The organism is Pseudomonas sp. (assembly GCF_017744435.1).
Taxonomy (GTDB): domain Bacteria; phylum Pseudomonadota; class Gammaproteobacteria; order Pseudomonadales; family Pseudomonadaceae; genus Aquipseudomonas.
This window is the reverse complement of sequence record NZ_JAGIBG010000036.1, coordinates 78,759-92,219: the sequence shown is the minus strand read 5'-3', so window position 1 is coordinate 92,219 and position 13,461 is coordinate 78,759. Positions and strand designations below refer to the sequence as shown.

Annotated in this window: 14 protein-coding genes; all 14 read left to right on the top strand. The window is 52.8% G+C overall.

Going from position 1 to position 13,461, the window contains the following annotated elements:
* The first annotated feature begins 109 nt into the window (after positions 1 to 109).
* The 14 genes from wbpA to J7573_RS21485 all read left to right on the top strand — a co-directional run bounded on the left by wbpA (position 110) and on the right by J7573_RS21485 (position 13,443).
* Positions 110 to 1,423, top strand: coding sequence for a UDP-N-acetyl-D-glucosamine 6-dehydrogenase (gene wbpA / locus J7573_RS21550; RefSeq protein WP_294340165.1), 1,314 nt, complete (start codon positions 110 to 112; stop codon positions 1,421 to 1,423).
* A gap of 70 nt (positions 1,424 to 1,493) precedes the next feature.
* Positions 1,494 to 2,444, top strand: coding sequence for a UDP-N-acetyl-2-amino-2-deoxy-D-glucuronate oxidase (wbpB, locus tag J7573_RS21545; RefSeq protein WP_294340164.1), 951 nt, complete (start codon positions 1,494 to 1,496; stop codon positions 2,442 to 2,444).
* 73 nt (positions 2,445 to 2,517) lie between these two features.
* On the top strand, positions 2,518 to 3,318 hold the full coding sequence (locus tag J7573_RS21540) for a hypothetical protein (protein WP_294340162.1): 801 nt from the start codon (positions 2,518 to 2,520) through the stop codon (positions 3,316 to 3,318).
* Positions 3,315 to 3,890, top strand: a complete 576-nt coding sequence (gene wbpD / locus J7573_RS21535; protein WP_294340160.1) for a UDP-2-acetamido-3-amino-2,3-dideoxy-D-glucuronate N-acetyltransferase — start codon at positions 3,315 to 3,317, stop codon at positions 3,888 to 3,890. The genes J7573_RS21540 and wbpD overlap by 4 nt, the downstream gene beginning before the upstream one ends.
* A gap of 2 nt (positions 3,891 to 3,892) precedes the next feature.
* Positions 3,893 to 4,990 carry a DegT/DnrJ/EryC1/StrS family aminotransferase gene (locus J7573_RS21530; protein ID WP_294340159.1) on the top strand — a complete coding sequence of 366 codons (1,098 nt, stop codon included), beginning with the start codon at positions 3,893 to 3,895 and terminating at the stop codon, positions 4,988 to 4,990.
* Positions 4,987 to 6,270, top strand: a complete 1,284-nt coding sequence (locus J7573_RS21525; RefSeq protein ID WP_294340157.1) for an oligosaccharide flippase family protein — start codon at positions 4,987 to 4,989, stop codon at positions 6,268 to 6,270. The genes J7573_RS21530 and J7573_RS21525 overlap by 4 nt, the downstream gene beginning before the upstream one ends.
* 103 nt (positions 6,271 to 6,373) lie before the next feature.
* Entirely contained in the window at positions 6,374 to 6,958 is a 585-nt protein-coding gene (locus J7573_RS21520; protein ID WP_294340156.1) for a hypothetical protein, read from the top strand.
* A complete protein-coding gene (locus J7573_RS21515; protein ID WP_294340154.1) occupies positions 6,955 to 7,563 on the top strand; it encodes a CatB-related O-acetyltransferase in 609 nt (202 codons plus the stop codon). Before J7573_RS21520 ends, J7573_RS21515 begins: the two co-directional genes overlap by 4 nt.
* A complete protein-coding gene (locus tag J7573_RS21510) occupies positions 7,560 to 8,702 on the top strand; it encodes a glycosyltransferase family 4 protein (protein WP_294340152.1) in 1,143 nt (380 codons plus the stop codon). Before J7573_RS21515 ends, J7573_RS21510 begins: the two co-directional genes overlap by 4 nt.
* A gap of 15 nt (positions 8,703 to 8,717) precedes the next feature.
* Positions 8,718 to 9,854 (top strand): N-acetyl sugar amidotransferase, encoded by a 1,137-nt coding sequence (locus J7573_RS21505; protein WP_294340150.1) that lies wholly within the window; start codon positions 8,718 to 8,720, stop codon positions 9,852 to 9,854.
* Complete coding sequence (hisH, locus tag J7573_RS21500) at positions 9,851 to 10,465, top strand: imidazole glycerol phosphate synthase subunit HisH (protein ID WP_294340149.1); 615 nt, start codon at positions 9,851 to 9,853, stop codon at positions 10,463 to 10,465. The genes J7573_RS21505 and hisH overlap by 4 nt, the downstream gene beginning before the upstream one ends.
* A gap of 13 nt (positions 10,466 to 10,478) precedes the next feature.
* Positions 10,479 to 11,261 carry an AglZ/HisF2 family acetamidino modification protein gene (locus tag J7573_RS21495; protein WP_294340148.1) on the top strand — a complete coding sequence of 261 codons (783 nt, stop codon included), beginning with the start codon at positions 10,479 to 10,481 and terminating at the stop codon, positions 11,259 to 11,261.
* A 31-nt stretch (positions 11,262 to 11,292) separates the two neighbouring features.
* Complete coding sequence (locus tag J7573_RS21490) at positions 11,293 to 12,327, top strand: polysaccharide biosynthesis protein (protein ID WP_294340147.1); 1,035 nt, start codon at positions 11,293 to 11,295, stop codon at positions 12,325 to 12,327.
* Positions 12,328 to 12,330: 3 nt separating this feature from the next.
* Entirely contained in the window at positions 12,331 to 13,443 is a 1,113-nt protein-coding gene (locus J7573_RS21485; RefSeq protein ID WP_294340146.1) for a capsular polysaccharide biosynthesis protein CapF, read from the top strand.
* The last annotated feature ends 18 nt before the right edge of the window (positions 13,444 to 13,461 follow it).

Sequence of the window (13,461 nt, the reverse complement as noted above, 5' to 3'; positions counted from 1 at the left end):
ACTTTTCTCGGCTGGAGCTTATCCAGTCATTGGGTGACATGGACATTTTTTGCACCCCGTCTCCTGCCATGCGCGCAGGCGGGTTATATAAAAGGGTGAGTTGCGCGGTATGACAGATATCAAAAAGCAGGCGGTTGAAAAACTCAAGGGCAAAGCAGCCTTGATCGGTATTGTCGGACTCGGCTATGTCGGCCTGCCACTGATGCTGCGTTACAATGCTATTGGGTTCAGGGTGTTGGGTATTGACATCGATGAAGCAAAAGTTGATCGGCTTAATGCGGGTCAAAGCTATATCGAACACATCCATGCTGAAAAAATTGCGGAAGCGCGCAAGTCGGGCTTTGAAGCAACTACAGACTTCAGTCGCGCTACTGAATGCGATGCGCTAATTCTGTGTGTTCCTACGCCGCTTAACAAGTATCGCGAGCCGGACATGAGCTTCGTCATCAATACGACGAACGCTATCAAGCCATATCTGCGTGCCGGGCAAGTCGTCTCGTTGGAAAGTACCACGTACCCTGGCACCACCGAAGAAGAGCTTCTGCCGCGCGTGCAGGAGAACGGCTTGAAAGTCGGCGAAAATATCTTCCTGGTCTATTCGCCCGAGCGTGAAGACCCGGGGAATGTGAATTTTGAGACGCGTACGATCCCTAAGGTCATTGGTGGTCATACCCCAGGCTGTCTGGAAGTAGGTATTGCCCTCTACGACCAAGCTATTGACTGCGTCGTTCCGGTCAGTTCAACCAAAGCTGCCGAGATGACCAAGCTGCTTGAAAATATTCACCGAGCGGTGAATATCGGCTTGGTCAACGAGATGAAAATCGTCGCCGACCGTATGGGCATCGATATCTTTGAAGTCGTTGACGCAGCGGCTACCAAGCCATTCGGTTTCACACCCTATTACCCTGGCCCGGGGCTCGGGGGGCATTGCATTCCAATCGATCCGTTCTACCTGACTTGGAAAGCTCGTGAATATGGTGTCAATACCCGTTTCATCGAGCTGTCGGGTGAGGTCAATCAGGCGATGCCAGAATACGTTCTGGGCAAGCTCATGGATGGGCTGAACAACTCGGGCAAAGCACTGAAAGGGAGTCGAGTCCTTGTGCTGGGTATTGCGTACAAGAAGAACGTAGACGATATGCGTGAATCGCCTTCGGTAGAGATCATGGAGTTGATCCAGGCGAAAGGTGGTGTCGTTGCTTACAGCGATCCGCATGTGCCTGTCTTCCCTCGTATGCGCGAGCACCATTTCGATCTTGACAGCGAGCCACTGACCGACGCTAACCTGGCTTCCTTCGATGCCGTGGTGCTTGCCACAGATCATGACAGGTTCGATTACGCATTGATCGAGGCGAAGGCAAAGTTAATCGTCGACTGCCGTGGCAAGTACCGCACTCCAGCAGCTCATATCATTAAGGCTTGAGCCCACAGATAGCTTTGACGTTCCGCCCGGGTAGTGACCGGGCGGATTCACTGTCTTCGAAGGAAGAATCATGAAAAATTTCGCTCTGATCGGTGCTGCTGGTTACATTGCCCCTCGGCACATGCGCGCCATCAAGGACACTGGCAACCGTCTGGTGTCCGCTTACGATATCAATGACTCGGTGGGAATCATTGATAGCATTTCACCGCAAAGTGAATTTTTCACTGAGTTCGAGTTTTTCCTCGAGCATGCCCACAGCCTCAAGCGCGATGCCGCGACCGCGCTGGATTATGTATCCATTTGCTCCCCAAACTACTTGCACTATCCGCACATTGCTGCAGGCCTGCGTCTGGGCTGCGATGTCATCTGCGAAAAGCCACTGGTCCCAACTCCGGAAATGCTCGATCAGCTTTCTCTCATTGAAGAGGAAACCGGCAAGCGCCTGTACAACATCCTGCAGTTGCGACACCACCAGGCAATCATCAACCTGAAAGAAAAAGTGGCTGCCGAGGATCGTGCCCACAAACACGAGGTTGATCTGACCTATATCACTTCGCGAGGCAAGTGGTACCTAAAGAGCTGGAAAGGTGACCCTCGCAAGTCATTTGGTGTTGCCACCAACATCGGCGTGCATTTTTACGACATGCTGCATTTCATCTTCGGCAAGCTGCAGCGCAACGTGGTGCATTACTCTTCGGAGCACAAGGCGGCCGGCTACCTCGAGTACGAAAAAGCGCGCGTGCGTTGGTTCCTTTCCGTTGATGCAAATGATCTGCCCGAGTCTGTCAAGGGCAAGAAGCCGACCTATCGTTCAATTACGGTGGATGGCGAAGAAATGGAATTTTCCGAAGGTTTTACCGACCTGCACACCACCAGCTATGAGGAAATCCTCGCAGGGCGGGGTTATGGCATTGCGGACGCACGCCATTGCGTTGAGACTGTAAACGTCATTCGCAGCGCTCCAATGGCCCAGCCGAAAGACAACGAGGCACATCCGTTTGTGTTGAGTCTGTCTCGCTGAAACGATGTGATGCCGGGCGCCCGGAAGGACGCCCAATTACTCGTGGTGCATTGTTTTCAAGGTATTGTGTTGCGTGTCTGACAATAACGAAACATCGCCGAAAATACCGGGCTCGCTATCAGTGAGCAAGGATATGCGCCTGGATGTTCAGGGGCTGAAAGCGGTAGTAGTGCTCGCAGTGCTTGTTTACAATAAGGGTAATGTTTGGCCTCAGTCGGAGTATGTTGGCGTCGATTTGTTTCTGATCCCCGATGTCGAGTTTTTCCGTCAGGGATTGAAATCAGCTGCGCTTGGTTCAGCCAATCAGTACGCTGCGGATTTTGGCAGCTGTTTTGCCCCTCAAACAGATGAACTGCTGTTGCTGTCTGTTTGGTCGATGGCGATCGATATGCAGTTCTCTCTTTTCTTTTCTATCCTGGCGCGATCCTGTGGGCTGCCAGGGCTGTCTCTGCTTGCAGCTGCATGGGTCATGTGGGCCAGTATCAAGATTTCGAGCGGTGAGCACGGTCGCGAGTATTTATCGTTGATTGCCCGCATGCCCGCGTTCTTGGTCTGGGTCGGTGGTGTTTCCTATCCGCTGTACTTATGGCACTGGCCGATCTTGGCGTTTTTTCGCTACTACCTGGGGCAATATGAACTCAGCAGGGTGTGGCTGCTGAGGGCATTGGTCGCCTCGGTCGTCCCCGGCGTGCATTATGTGGAAACTTCCAACTCAAGCTCTTTCACAGACGCTCCCGGCGAGAAGGGTGAGCTTATCCATCAGGATAACCATCATCTGAATGAGGTCGGGGCGTGTCGCTACGGATACTTTGCAGGTGGACAGCTACGGCAGCTGTTCGAGCCAACTCAATCCACGGTGAGTCTCAAACAATGAATCACTATCAGCATCCCAGTGCAATCGTCGATGAAGGTGCGCAGATCGGCAAGGATTCCCGGATCTGGCATTTTGTCCATGTGTGCGGAGGCGCCCGGATTGGCCAGGGTGTCTCCCTTGGACAAAACGTCTTCGTCGGTAATAAGGTCGTCATCGGTGACCGCTGCAAGATTCAAAACAATGTCTCGGTGTATGACAACGTCACCTTAGAAGAGGGCGTGTTCTGTGGGCCAAGCATGGTATTTACCAACGTCTACAATCCGCGCTCGCTCATCGAGCGCAAAGATCAGTATCGGGACACCTTGGTGAAAAAGGGCGCTACCTTGGGTGCCAACTGCACGATTGTGTGTGGTGTAACCATCGGTGAGTTCGCATTTATAGGTGCCGGTGCAGTCGTCAATAAAGATGTGCCAGCCTACGCGCTCATGGTCGGTGTTCCGGCTAAACAGATCGGCTGGATGAGTGAATTTGGCGAGCAGTTGGATGTAAATGGAAATGGCGAAGCCGTCTGCTCCCATACGGGGGCTCGGTATAGAGTGCGTGGAAACTCCCTTGACAAATTGGAAGTTTGATCATGATTGAGTTTATTGATCTGAAAAAGCAGCAGGCACGCATCAAGGAAAATATTGATGCCCGTATTCAGCGCGTATTGAATCATGGTCAATATATTCTGGGGCCAGAGGTCTCTGAGTTAGAAGAGCGCTTGGCTGCTTATGTCGGGGTGAGCCACTGCATCACCTGTGCCAATGGCACTGACGCATTACAGATCGCTCAGATGGCGCTCGGTATAGGGCCTGGCGACGAAGTCATCACGCCGGGCTTTACGTATATTGCGACGGCAGAAACGGTAGCGTTGCTTGGTGCGAAGCCTGTTTATGTGGATGTTGATGAGCGGACATGCAACCTCGACGTGGCGAAACTAGAGGCGGCTATTACACCGCGTACGAAAGCGATCGTGCCCGTGTCCCTTTACGGGCAATGTGCCGATTTTGATGCGATCAATATGATTGCAAAAAAATACAATATTCCCGTTATCGAGGACGCTGCTCAGAGCTTTGGGGCTACATACAAGGGGCGGCGCTCCGGTGGATTGACCGATATCGCGTGCACCAGTTTCTTCCCAAGCAAGCCGCTGGGTGGGTACGGTGATGGAGGCGCTATATTCACCAATGATCCAGACCTTGCTCTTGTTATTCGTCAAATTGCGCGTCACGGCCAGGAAAAACGTTATCACCATGTCAGAGTAGGCGTGAATAGTCGGCTTGATACCCTGCAGGCCGCCATACTGTTGGCAAAACTCGAAATTTTCGATAACGAAATACAGCTTCGTGATCAGGTAGCGAATCGTTACCGTGAAATGATGGGGGCGCTGGACTCAATTAAACTCCCTTACGTGGCTGCGGACAATACTTCGGTGTTCGCTCAATTCACTATCCAGGTAGATGGACGTGATAGGGTTCAGGCTGAACTGAAAGCACTTGGCGTCCCAAGCGTGGTTCATTACCCCGTGCCGCTCAATAAGCAGACGGCCGTTGCTTCTGATGCTTATCTTCCAGTTGGGGACTCACTGGCGACCCGGGTATTGAGCTTGCCGATGCATCCCTATCTGGATGATGCCGAGGTAAAAACCGTAGCAGAAGCCGTGGCTACGGTGTGCGGTTCTTCTAAATGAGGATTTTGCAATACATCTCGTCCTATTGGCGAGACGTCTTCTTTCAAGCCTCAGGGAATACCGTCGCTCAAGTGATTGGGGTGCTGGGCATCCCCGTGTTAGCTCGATTGTATGCGCCGCAAGAATTTGCGGTGCAGAATATTTTTATCCAACTGGTCATGTTCTTTGCTGGGATAATGACCTGGAGATATGAATATTTTTTTCAAATGCTAAAAGATGATACGCAAGCACGCTGGCTTCTTTCTGGGGTCGTGAAACTTGGTGTAATTACAGGCGTGCCGCTTACCGTTTTGATGTATGCCTTCTCGGCGGATATTGCTCAATTGCTGTCGGTGGCGCGTGGCGCCAGTTTTCTGGCTTTTGCCCCGCTGAGCGCATTTTTGGTGTCTCTGGCATTGGCATTTCAGCACAACTCCCAGCGTGCCGGCGCGTTCAAGGTTTCTGCAATGTCAGAAGTATTTGGCAAGTCGGCCTATATCGCGTCCGGTGCGCTATTGGCGGCAGTCACTACGAGTGGTCTCGTTTTTACCACATTGTTTAGTGCGCTGGGTAAAATGGGTGCCCTCTTGCCATATTCGAAAAATCTGATTTCGGGGCCTCGAGCATCGGCATCTGACGCGGTAAGTCCACTAAAGAAACACGCTAGTGGTGCTCACGCACTTGTGATGTCACACGTCTTGGTTACATTCAGTAGCGCTGCACCTATTTTCTTCATATCAGCGGTATACGGCACCGAAATACTCGGACAGTTTTCGATGGTCATGGCAACGATTTTCCTGCCTTCTGGATTGATAGGTACTGCCATTGGCCAGGTTTTCTATCAACGCGCAGCTTCGCACTCAGAGGAGCCACAGCTCATCAAAGGTCTGTGGAGCATGACCGTGCGGAAATTGGCACTGTTCGGTGTGCCAATCTATTTGTGCGCTGGAGTTTTGTCCCCCTGGCTGTACCCGCTCGTGTTAGGCAGTCAATGGCATGACGCAGGGCTTTATGCGCAATTTCTAGTTGTTGCTGCGCTCTGTGCATTCATCAGTACGCCTTTGGACCGTGTCTCGTTGGTGCTCCGATTCAATTGGTACATGCCAACGCTGCACGTGCTCAGACTGCTCGCCACAGGGATAATGCTCATGATCGCTCAGCATTACACTCTTGATTTCAAAGGCTTCTTGATACTGTATGTGGTTCAGGTTTCGCTTGTCTATCTTGTTGATCTATTCTTTGCAAGGTTTTTAATTGCACATGCGGTCAGGGAAAATGCATCGATGGCGGATAGAAATTGATGGCCAATTGAAAGGTCAAACCCGCGATGTGGGTTTACATTGATTTTCGAGTAATTGTACGCGGCGAGTTGATGGTTCGCTGGCTAACCAAGAGCGATAAAACATGACAGATAATGAAGCTACGAGTCGTTATCAGGGACGGGTGAGTTCAGTCTTGTCGAGCGCTCTTGTGGTTTTCGATTCGCCTCGTACAACTTTATTGTCGGCTTTGGTTTTTTTTGTATTGATGATTACTGCAGAGCGAACTGCATTTCTAATGCCCTTTGCAATGGCTGCTCATGCTTTTACAGCCGGCTCCCACGTGTCTGCAATCGGGCAATTGGCTGATGTTCCAGCAGCGTTCGCAGGGGGTGAGGCCTGGCCGTTCCTTGGCAAATTTCTTGCTGGATGTGTGCTGGGAGTGCAGAACCAATCCAATACCGGTTTTGTCGCGACAGATGGGGTCTCTGCTGTCGGTGAGCCGGGGGGGCTGATCATCGTTGTGCTTTGCACCGTCTGGTTGGTTGCATTTGGGTGGGCTTCTCAACAGCGGAGCAAGAAGCTGTTGCTTGCAGCGCTTTACCCTCTTGCCGTTGAGACTGGTAGCGGACCTATTTTCACTCAGTCGGCGTCCTTTGGCGGAGGGCTATGGATCACAAAGCTGTGGTTTGATAAGTTTAAAACAAAATTTGGGGGCCACCGGCTATGATTGGATATCTCATCTCCCGAGTGCTGAAGAAGGCGCGAGGGTCCGCGCTGATCGATTCAGAGGTCCCGCGTAGTTCAAAGGTCGAATCGGGCAGTACCCTGTTCTCCACTACCTTCGGAGCGCATAGCTTTTGCGGCTATGACTGCACTTTCATAAAGACTTCCGTTGGTTCATTTTGCTCGATAGCCAGTAATGTTGTTGTTGGCGGGGCGCGGCACCCGATTGAGTATGTGTCGACCAGTCCGGTGTTTCTGGCGCACAAAGAGAGTATAAAAAAGAAGTTTGCAAAGCATGATTATCGTTGGGAGCCAAGTACTGTAATTGGGCATGATGTCTGGATTGGTGAAGGCGTCTTGATCAAGGGTGGGGTGACGATCGGGACCGGAGCGGTGATTGGAATGGGCAGCGTGGTTACCAAAGACGTGCCTCCTTATGCTATCTATGCTGGCAATCCAGCACGATTGATACGCTACAGGTTCTCCAAGCCGATAATTGAAGGGCTTTTGAATAGTAAATGGTGGGAATATTCGGAAGACCAATTGCGTGCTGCGGCTGAGCACTTTACCGATCCAGAAGCTTTTTTGAAAAGTCAGAATTTTCTATGAAAATCATTCATCTTTGCGTGTCCTGCTTTTATATCGATGGTTATCGATATCAGGAAAATGAGCTAGTGCGTGAGCACGTATCGACCGGCCACGATGTGCTGGTGGTGGCATCGACAGAAACATATTTGGATAACTTGACGTTGGGGTACACGACGCCAGGTGACTATATGGGGACAGATGGTGCACGTGTTATCCGCTTGCCCTATAGCGGCGCCGGGCCCTTTTTCCTGAAAAAAAAGCTTCGCATGCATAAGGAGGTTTCGGAAATTCTGGAGGCGTTCGGTCCAGACGTCATCATGTTTCATGGTCTGTGTGGTTGGGAGTTGCGCACCGCTGCACGGTACAAGCGCGAACATCCCCATGTGAAACTCTACGTCGACAGTCACGAAGATGCTAACAATAGCGCCGTGAGTCACCTGTCGAAGTTGCTGCATAAATTTTATTATCGTCCCATTATCAGGGCGGCATTGCCGGCTATTGACAAGGTACTCTGTATTTCTCAGGAAACGCTGGAGTTTTGTCGTCGACAATATGGCATCGATGATCGGCTTATGGAATTTTTCCCTCTGGGCGGTAATATTGCTGACGATGTTAGCTATTCGCAGCTCAGGTTGGAAGCACGTAGGGCCTTAAGTATCGAGCCTCATCAGACAGTATTTATTCAGTCTGGCAAGTTCGATGGGAAGAAGAAACTTGCTCAAAGTCTGCGGGCATTCTCGCAGACGCGATCCGAGCACTTCAGATTTTTGATTGTTGGGCAGTTGCAGGACTCCATTGCGGCGGAAGTGAACGGGCTGATTGCGAGCGATCCACGAGTCGTTTTTTTAGGGTGGAAGCCTGCCGACGAGCTCTATCGCCTGCTGTGCGGGGCTGATGTCTATGTCCAGCCCGGAAGCCAATCGGCAACGATGCAGATGAGCCTCTGCGCACGACGCCCAGTGATTGTCGCAGATGTGCCAAGTCACGTTCCGTTTGTGCAAGGGAACGGGTGGGTTGTTCGCACCGAGACTGATTTGATTACGGCCTTCACAACAATTGAGGCCAACCCTGAATTGCTGGATACTTACTCGAAGCGATCATTTGAGATTGCTTCGAGTCTTTTGGACTATCGTTGCATGGCCGAACGCCTGTTGACCTAATTGCTGGAAGCATTTATGAAAGATTACAAAATCTGTACGCGCTGCATCATGGATACCAGTGATCCAAATATTCGCTTCGATCAGCATGGTGTTTGCGAATACTGCGCGAACTTCGATAGCGCTATTAAACCCCATTGGGATACAGGCGCGCGCGGCGAGTCGGAACTGATGGCGTTGGCGGCCAAAATCAAGGCGCATGGAAAAGGCAAGGATTTTGACTGCATCATCGGATTGAGCGGTGGCTTGGACAGTTCGTATGCTGCCTACATTGCTACCAAAGTTATGGGGCTTAGGCCCTTGCTCTTTCATGTTGACGCGGGCTGGAACACAGACCAGGCAGTTGGCAATATCGAGCGGCTTGTCGATGGCCTCGGTCTCGATCTGTACACCGATGTAATCAACTGGGAAGAAATGAAGGATTTGCAGGTGGCGTTCCTGCGCTCGCAGATCTCGGACCAAGATCTGCCGCAAGATGCAGCCTTCTTTTCCTCGCTCTACAAATTTGCGCGCAAGCACAAAATCAAATATGTACTGACGGGCGGAAACTATTCAACCGAGTGCTGCCGTGAACCTGAGGAGTGGGGCGGTTATCCCGGTATCGACAAAACGTTGTTTAACGACATTCATGGGCGGTTCGGCAAGCGAACGCTGAAAACCTTCCCGCTGGTTGATATTTTAACGTATAAAGTCTACTATCAACGTATTCTTGGCATGAAAATTGTCAAGCCTCTCAATCTCGTGCCTTATATCAAGGCCGATGCAGAAACCACGTTGGAACGCCTGTTCGGCTGGAAGCGATTCAAGCACAAGCACCACGAGTCGCGCTTCACCCGCTTTTATGAAGACTACTGGATGCCGCGTAAATTTGGCTATGAGAAGCGGCGTGCGCATTTTTCCAGCCTCATCATGACGGGCCAGATGACACGCGAGGCCGCTCTGGAGCGCATTGCCAAACCAGAGATGGACGAAAACTTCCTCACCTCCGAATTCGAATACGTAGCCCACAAGCTAGACTTCACTGTCCCTGAGCTTCAAGGCATTTTCGAGGGTCAGAACAAGACCTTCCATGACTACAAAAACAAGCGTTTCTTGATCGGCATAGGGGCACGGGTGCTCAGTGCGATCGGACTGGAAAGAAGGCTGTTCAGATGATCACCATCATTGACTATGGTCTGGGCAACATCCAGGCCTTCGTAAACGTTTATCGGCGCTTGCACATCCCTGTGGCGGTCGCCCAGACCGCTGAGCAGTTGGACGGCGCAAGCAAGCTGATTCTGCCAGGGGTAGGGGCCTTCGATCATGCTATCGAAAGGCTGGACGCATCGGGCATGCGTCCGACCCTGGAGACAATGGTGCAGCAGCACAAAGTGCCGGTGCTGGGTATCTGTGTTGGGATGCAGATTCTCGCCAACAGCAGCGAAGAGGGCTGCCTGGCGGGTCTTGGATGGGTGCCGGGTTGCGTACGCTCGTTCAAGTCTGTGCCCAACCTCAAGGACCTGCCGCTCCCTCACATGGGCTGGAACGATGTCGCATCGCTGAACGATAACCCGCTGTTCAGGGGCTTCGAGGAAGAAGCTCGGTTCTATTTCCTTCACTCGTTCTTCTTTGACTGCGAACAGCACCAGCACCGAGCGGCGATGTCATCGTATGGCCTGGAGTTCAGCTGCGCCGTTCAGGCAGGAAATGTCTACGGTGTTCAGTTTCATCCCGAGAAAAGCCACCACTTTGGCGTCGGCCTGTTGAAAAACTTCGCAGAACTGTGAACGGAAACTGACAATGCTAAGACCCCGGATCATTCCATGCCTGCTCATCCAAGATGGTGGGCTGGTCAAGACGGTCAAATTCAAGGATCCGAAATACGTCGGAGATCCCATAAACGCGGTGAAGATCTTCAACGAGAAGGAAGCCGATGAACTGATCGTGATCGACATCGACGCCACGGCGCATGGTGTCGAACCCAACTATACGCAGATTGCCAAGCTCGCCGCCGAATGTCGTATGCCCTTGTGCTATGGCGGTGGCATACGCACCGCAGCGCAAGCCAAGAAGATCATCCAGTTGGGAGTCGAGAAGGTCGCCATCAGCTCGGCTGCCCTGGAGAACCCCCAGCTCGTCACGCAAATTGCCGAAGAAATTGGCAGCCAGAGCGTGGTGGTGGTGCTGGATCACAAGTCGCGCCTGCTGAGCAAGAATCAGGAAGTCTGGACACACAATGGCACGCGTAATACCAAGCGAAGCGTGCTGGAAGTCGCTCAGGAACTGGAACAGCTCGGCGTTGGCGAAATAGTACTGAACTCGATCGAAAATGATGGAAAAATGAAGGGCTACGACCTGGACCTGGCGACCAGGCTTCGGGCGTCGGTGCGCATCCCGATCACCATCTTGGGCGGCGGCGGTTCGCTCGAGGACATGGCAAGCGTGGTCAAGGCATGCGGCGTGGTTGGCGTGGCGGCGGGCAGCTTCTTCGTGTTCAAGGGTGCCTATCGAGCGGTGCTAATCAGCTATCCAAGTGCCCAGCAGAAAGACGACATCATTTATTCAGCTCTACGCGCCCGATAACCACTCGGACGCGTCGCAAGGGTCAGATCATATGTTCAAGGGTAAAAAACTCCTCATCACCGGCGGTACCGGATCTTTCGGTAACGCGGTCCTCAAGCGGTTCCTCGATAGCGACATCGCCGAAGTGCGCATTTTCAGCCGTGACGAAAAGAAGCAGGACGACATGCGCAAGCGCTATGGCAGCGCGAAGCTCAAGTTCTACATCGGTGATGTCCGCGATTATCGAAGTGTTTTGAATGCCACTCGGGGTGTCGACTATATCTTCCACGCCGCGGCGTTGAAGCAGGTGCCTTCCTGCGAGTTTCATCCGATGGAAGCGGTCAAGACCAACGTCATCGGCACTGAGAACGTACTGGAGGCTGCCATCCAGAACGAAGTGCGTCGTGTCGTCTGCCTGAGCACCGATAAGGCGGTGTATCCGATCAACGCCATGGGTATTTCCAAGGCGATGATGGAAAAGGTCATGGTCGCCAAGTCGCGCAATGTCGACGAGACCAAAACCGTCATCTGCGGTACTCGCTATGGTAACGTCATGGCATCCCGCGGATCGGTAATCCCACTGTTTATCGAGCAGATTCGTGCAGGCAAACCGCTGTCGATCACTGACCCCAACATGACCCGCTTCATGATGACCCTGGCCGATGCGGTGGACCTCGTACTCTACGCCTTCGAGCATGGGAACAACGGCGATCTGTTTGTACAGAAGGCGCCGGCGGCAACCGTTCAGACGCTTGCCCAAGCCTTGACTGCGTTGTTGGGGCAACCCGAGCATCCCATTCAGATCATCGGTACGCGGCACGGTGAAAAGCTCTACGAAGCGTTGCTGAGCCGCGAGGAGATGGCATGTGCCGAAGACATGGGCGAGTATTTCCGTGTGCCACCGGATCTGCGTGACCTGAACTACAGCAAATTCGTCGAGCAGGGCGAAGAGAAAATCTCACACACCGAAGATTACAATTCGCACAACACCCAACGATTGGACGTAGCAGGCATGCAGGCGTTGCTGCTCAAGCTCGAATTCATCCAGGCTATACAGCGTGGCGAGCACGCAACGCCTGAGGAGTGACGAATGAAAGTTCTGGTTACCGGCAGCAACGGTTTCATTGCCCGCAATTTGCTTGTGCACTTGCGTGAGCGCAGCGATGTACAGGTGAGTCTGTTCGCTCGCGGCGATGATGAGCGTACACTGCAGGAAAAGGTGGCCGAGGCCGACTGCATTTTCCATCTGGCGGGTGTAAACCGTCCTCAAGACCCAGCAGAGTTCGACAGCGGCAACAATGAGCTCACTCAGCAACTGTGCCGTGCGGTGATAGCGTCCGGCCGCAAGCCGGCAGTGTTGTACACCTCGTCGATCCAGGCCGAGCGCGATAACGCCTACGGACTCAGCAAGCTGGCCGCTGAGCAAGCGCTGACCGCACTGGCTGAAGAGCATGGCAGCCCGGTTTACATCTTCCGGTTGCCCAACGTGTTTGGAAAATGGGCGCGCCCCAACTACAACTCGGCGGTGGCAACGTTTTGCCATAACATCGCGCGTGACTTGCCCATACAGATCAACGACTCATCCGCCGCGTTGAACCTGGTCTATGTGGACGATGTCGTTGGCCGCTTCATCGCCATCATGGATGGTGCAGCCGTAGCGCCTGGCATGGTCGAGGTCGATCCGGTGTATAGCACCACAGTCGGTGCCCTGGCGGAGCATCTGCGGCGTTTTCGCGTCAGTCGCTCGACCCTGATCACCGAGAACGTCGGCCATGGTTTGGTTCGTGCGCTTTATTCCACATACTTGAGTTACCTGCCGCCGGAGTCGTTTACCTACGAAGTGCCCAAGTATGGCGATCCGCGTGGAGTATTCGTGGAGATGCTCAAAACCCCCGATGCCGGCCAGTTTTCGTACTTCACTGCCCACCCGGGCATCACTCGCGGCGGCCACTATCACCATTCCAAGACCGAGAAGTTCCTGGTCATTAAAGGCAAGGCCAACTTCCGCTTCCGCCACGTGGTCACTGGCGAGTTCTATGAGCTGCAAACCAGTGGCGATTCGCCCCGCATCGTCGAAACGGTGCCAGGCTGGACCCATGACATCACCAATGTTGGTGACGACGAGATGATCGTCATGCTCTGGGCCAATGAAATTTTCGACCGCGAGCACCCGGATACCTATGCGCTGCCGGTTTGTCCATGACCCGGCTGGCTCATGTCA

Coding starts and splice junctions, on each gene's coding strand:
- wbpA (WP_294340165.1), top strand. CDS start 110: ATGACAGATATCAAAAAGCAGGCGGTTGAAAAACTCAAGGGCAAAGCA.
- wbpB (WP_294340164.1), top strand. CDS start 1,494: ATGAAAAATTTCGCTCTGATCGGTGCTGCTGGTTACATTGCCCCTCGG.
- wbpD (WP_294340160.1), top strand. CDS start 3,315: ATGAATCACTATCAGCATCCCAGTGCAATCGTCGATGAAGGTGCGCAG.
- J7573_RS21530 (WP_294340159.1), top strand. CDS start 3,893: ATGATTGAGTTTATTGATCTGAAAAAGCAGCAGGCACGCATCAAGGAA.
- J7573_RS21525 (WP_294340157.1), top strand. CDS start 4,987: ATGAGGATTTTGCAATACATCTCGTCCTATTGGCGAGACGTCTTCTTT.
- J7573_RS21520 (WP_294340156.1), top strand. CDS start 6,374: ATGACAGATAATGAAGCTACGAGTCGTTATCAGGGACGGGTGAGTTCA.
- J7573_RS21515 (WP_294340154.1), top strand. CDS start 6,955: ATGATTGGATATCTCATCTCCCGAGTGCTGAAGAAGGCGCGAGGGTCC.
- J7573_RS21510 (WP_294340152.1), top strand. CDS start 7,560: ATGAAAATCATTCATCTTTGCGTGTCCTGCTTTTATATCGATGGTTAT.
- J7573_RS21505 (WP_294340150.1), top strand. CDS start 8,718: ATGAAAGATTACAAAATCTGTACGCGCTGCATCATGGATACCAGTGAT.
- hisH (WP_294340149.1), top strand. CDS start 9,851: ATGATCACCATCATTGACTATGGTCTGGGCAACATCCAGGCCTTCGTA.
- J7573_RS21495 (WP_294340148.1), top strand. CDS start 10,479: ATGCTAAGACCCCGGATCATTCCATGCCTGCTCATCCAAGATGGTGGG.
- J7573_RS21490 (WP_294340147.1), top strand. CDS start 11,293: ATGTTCAAGGGTAAAAAACTCCTCATCACCGGCGGTACCGGATCTTTC.
- J7573_RS21485 (WP_294340146.1), top strand. CDS start 12,331: ATGAAAGTTCTGGTTACCGGCAGCAACGGTTTCATTGCCCGCAATTTG.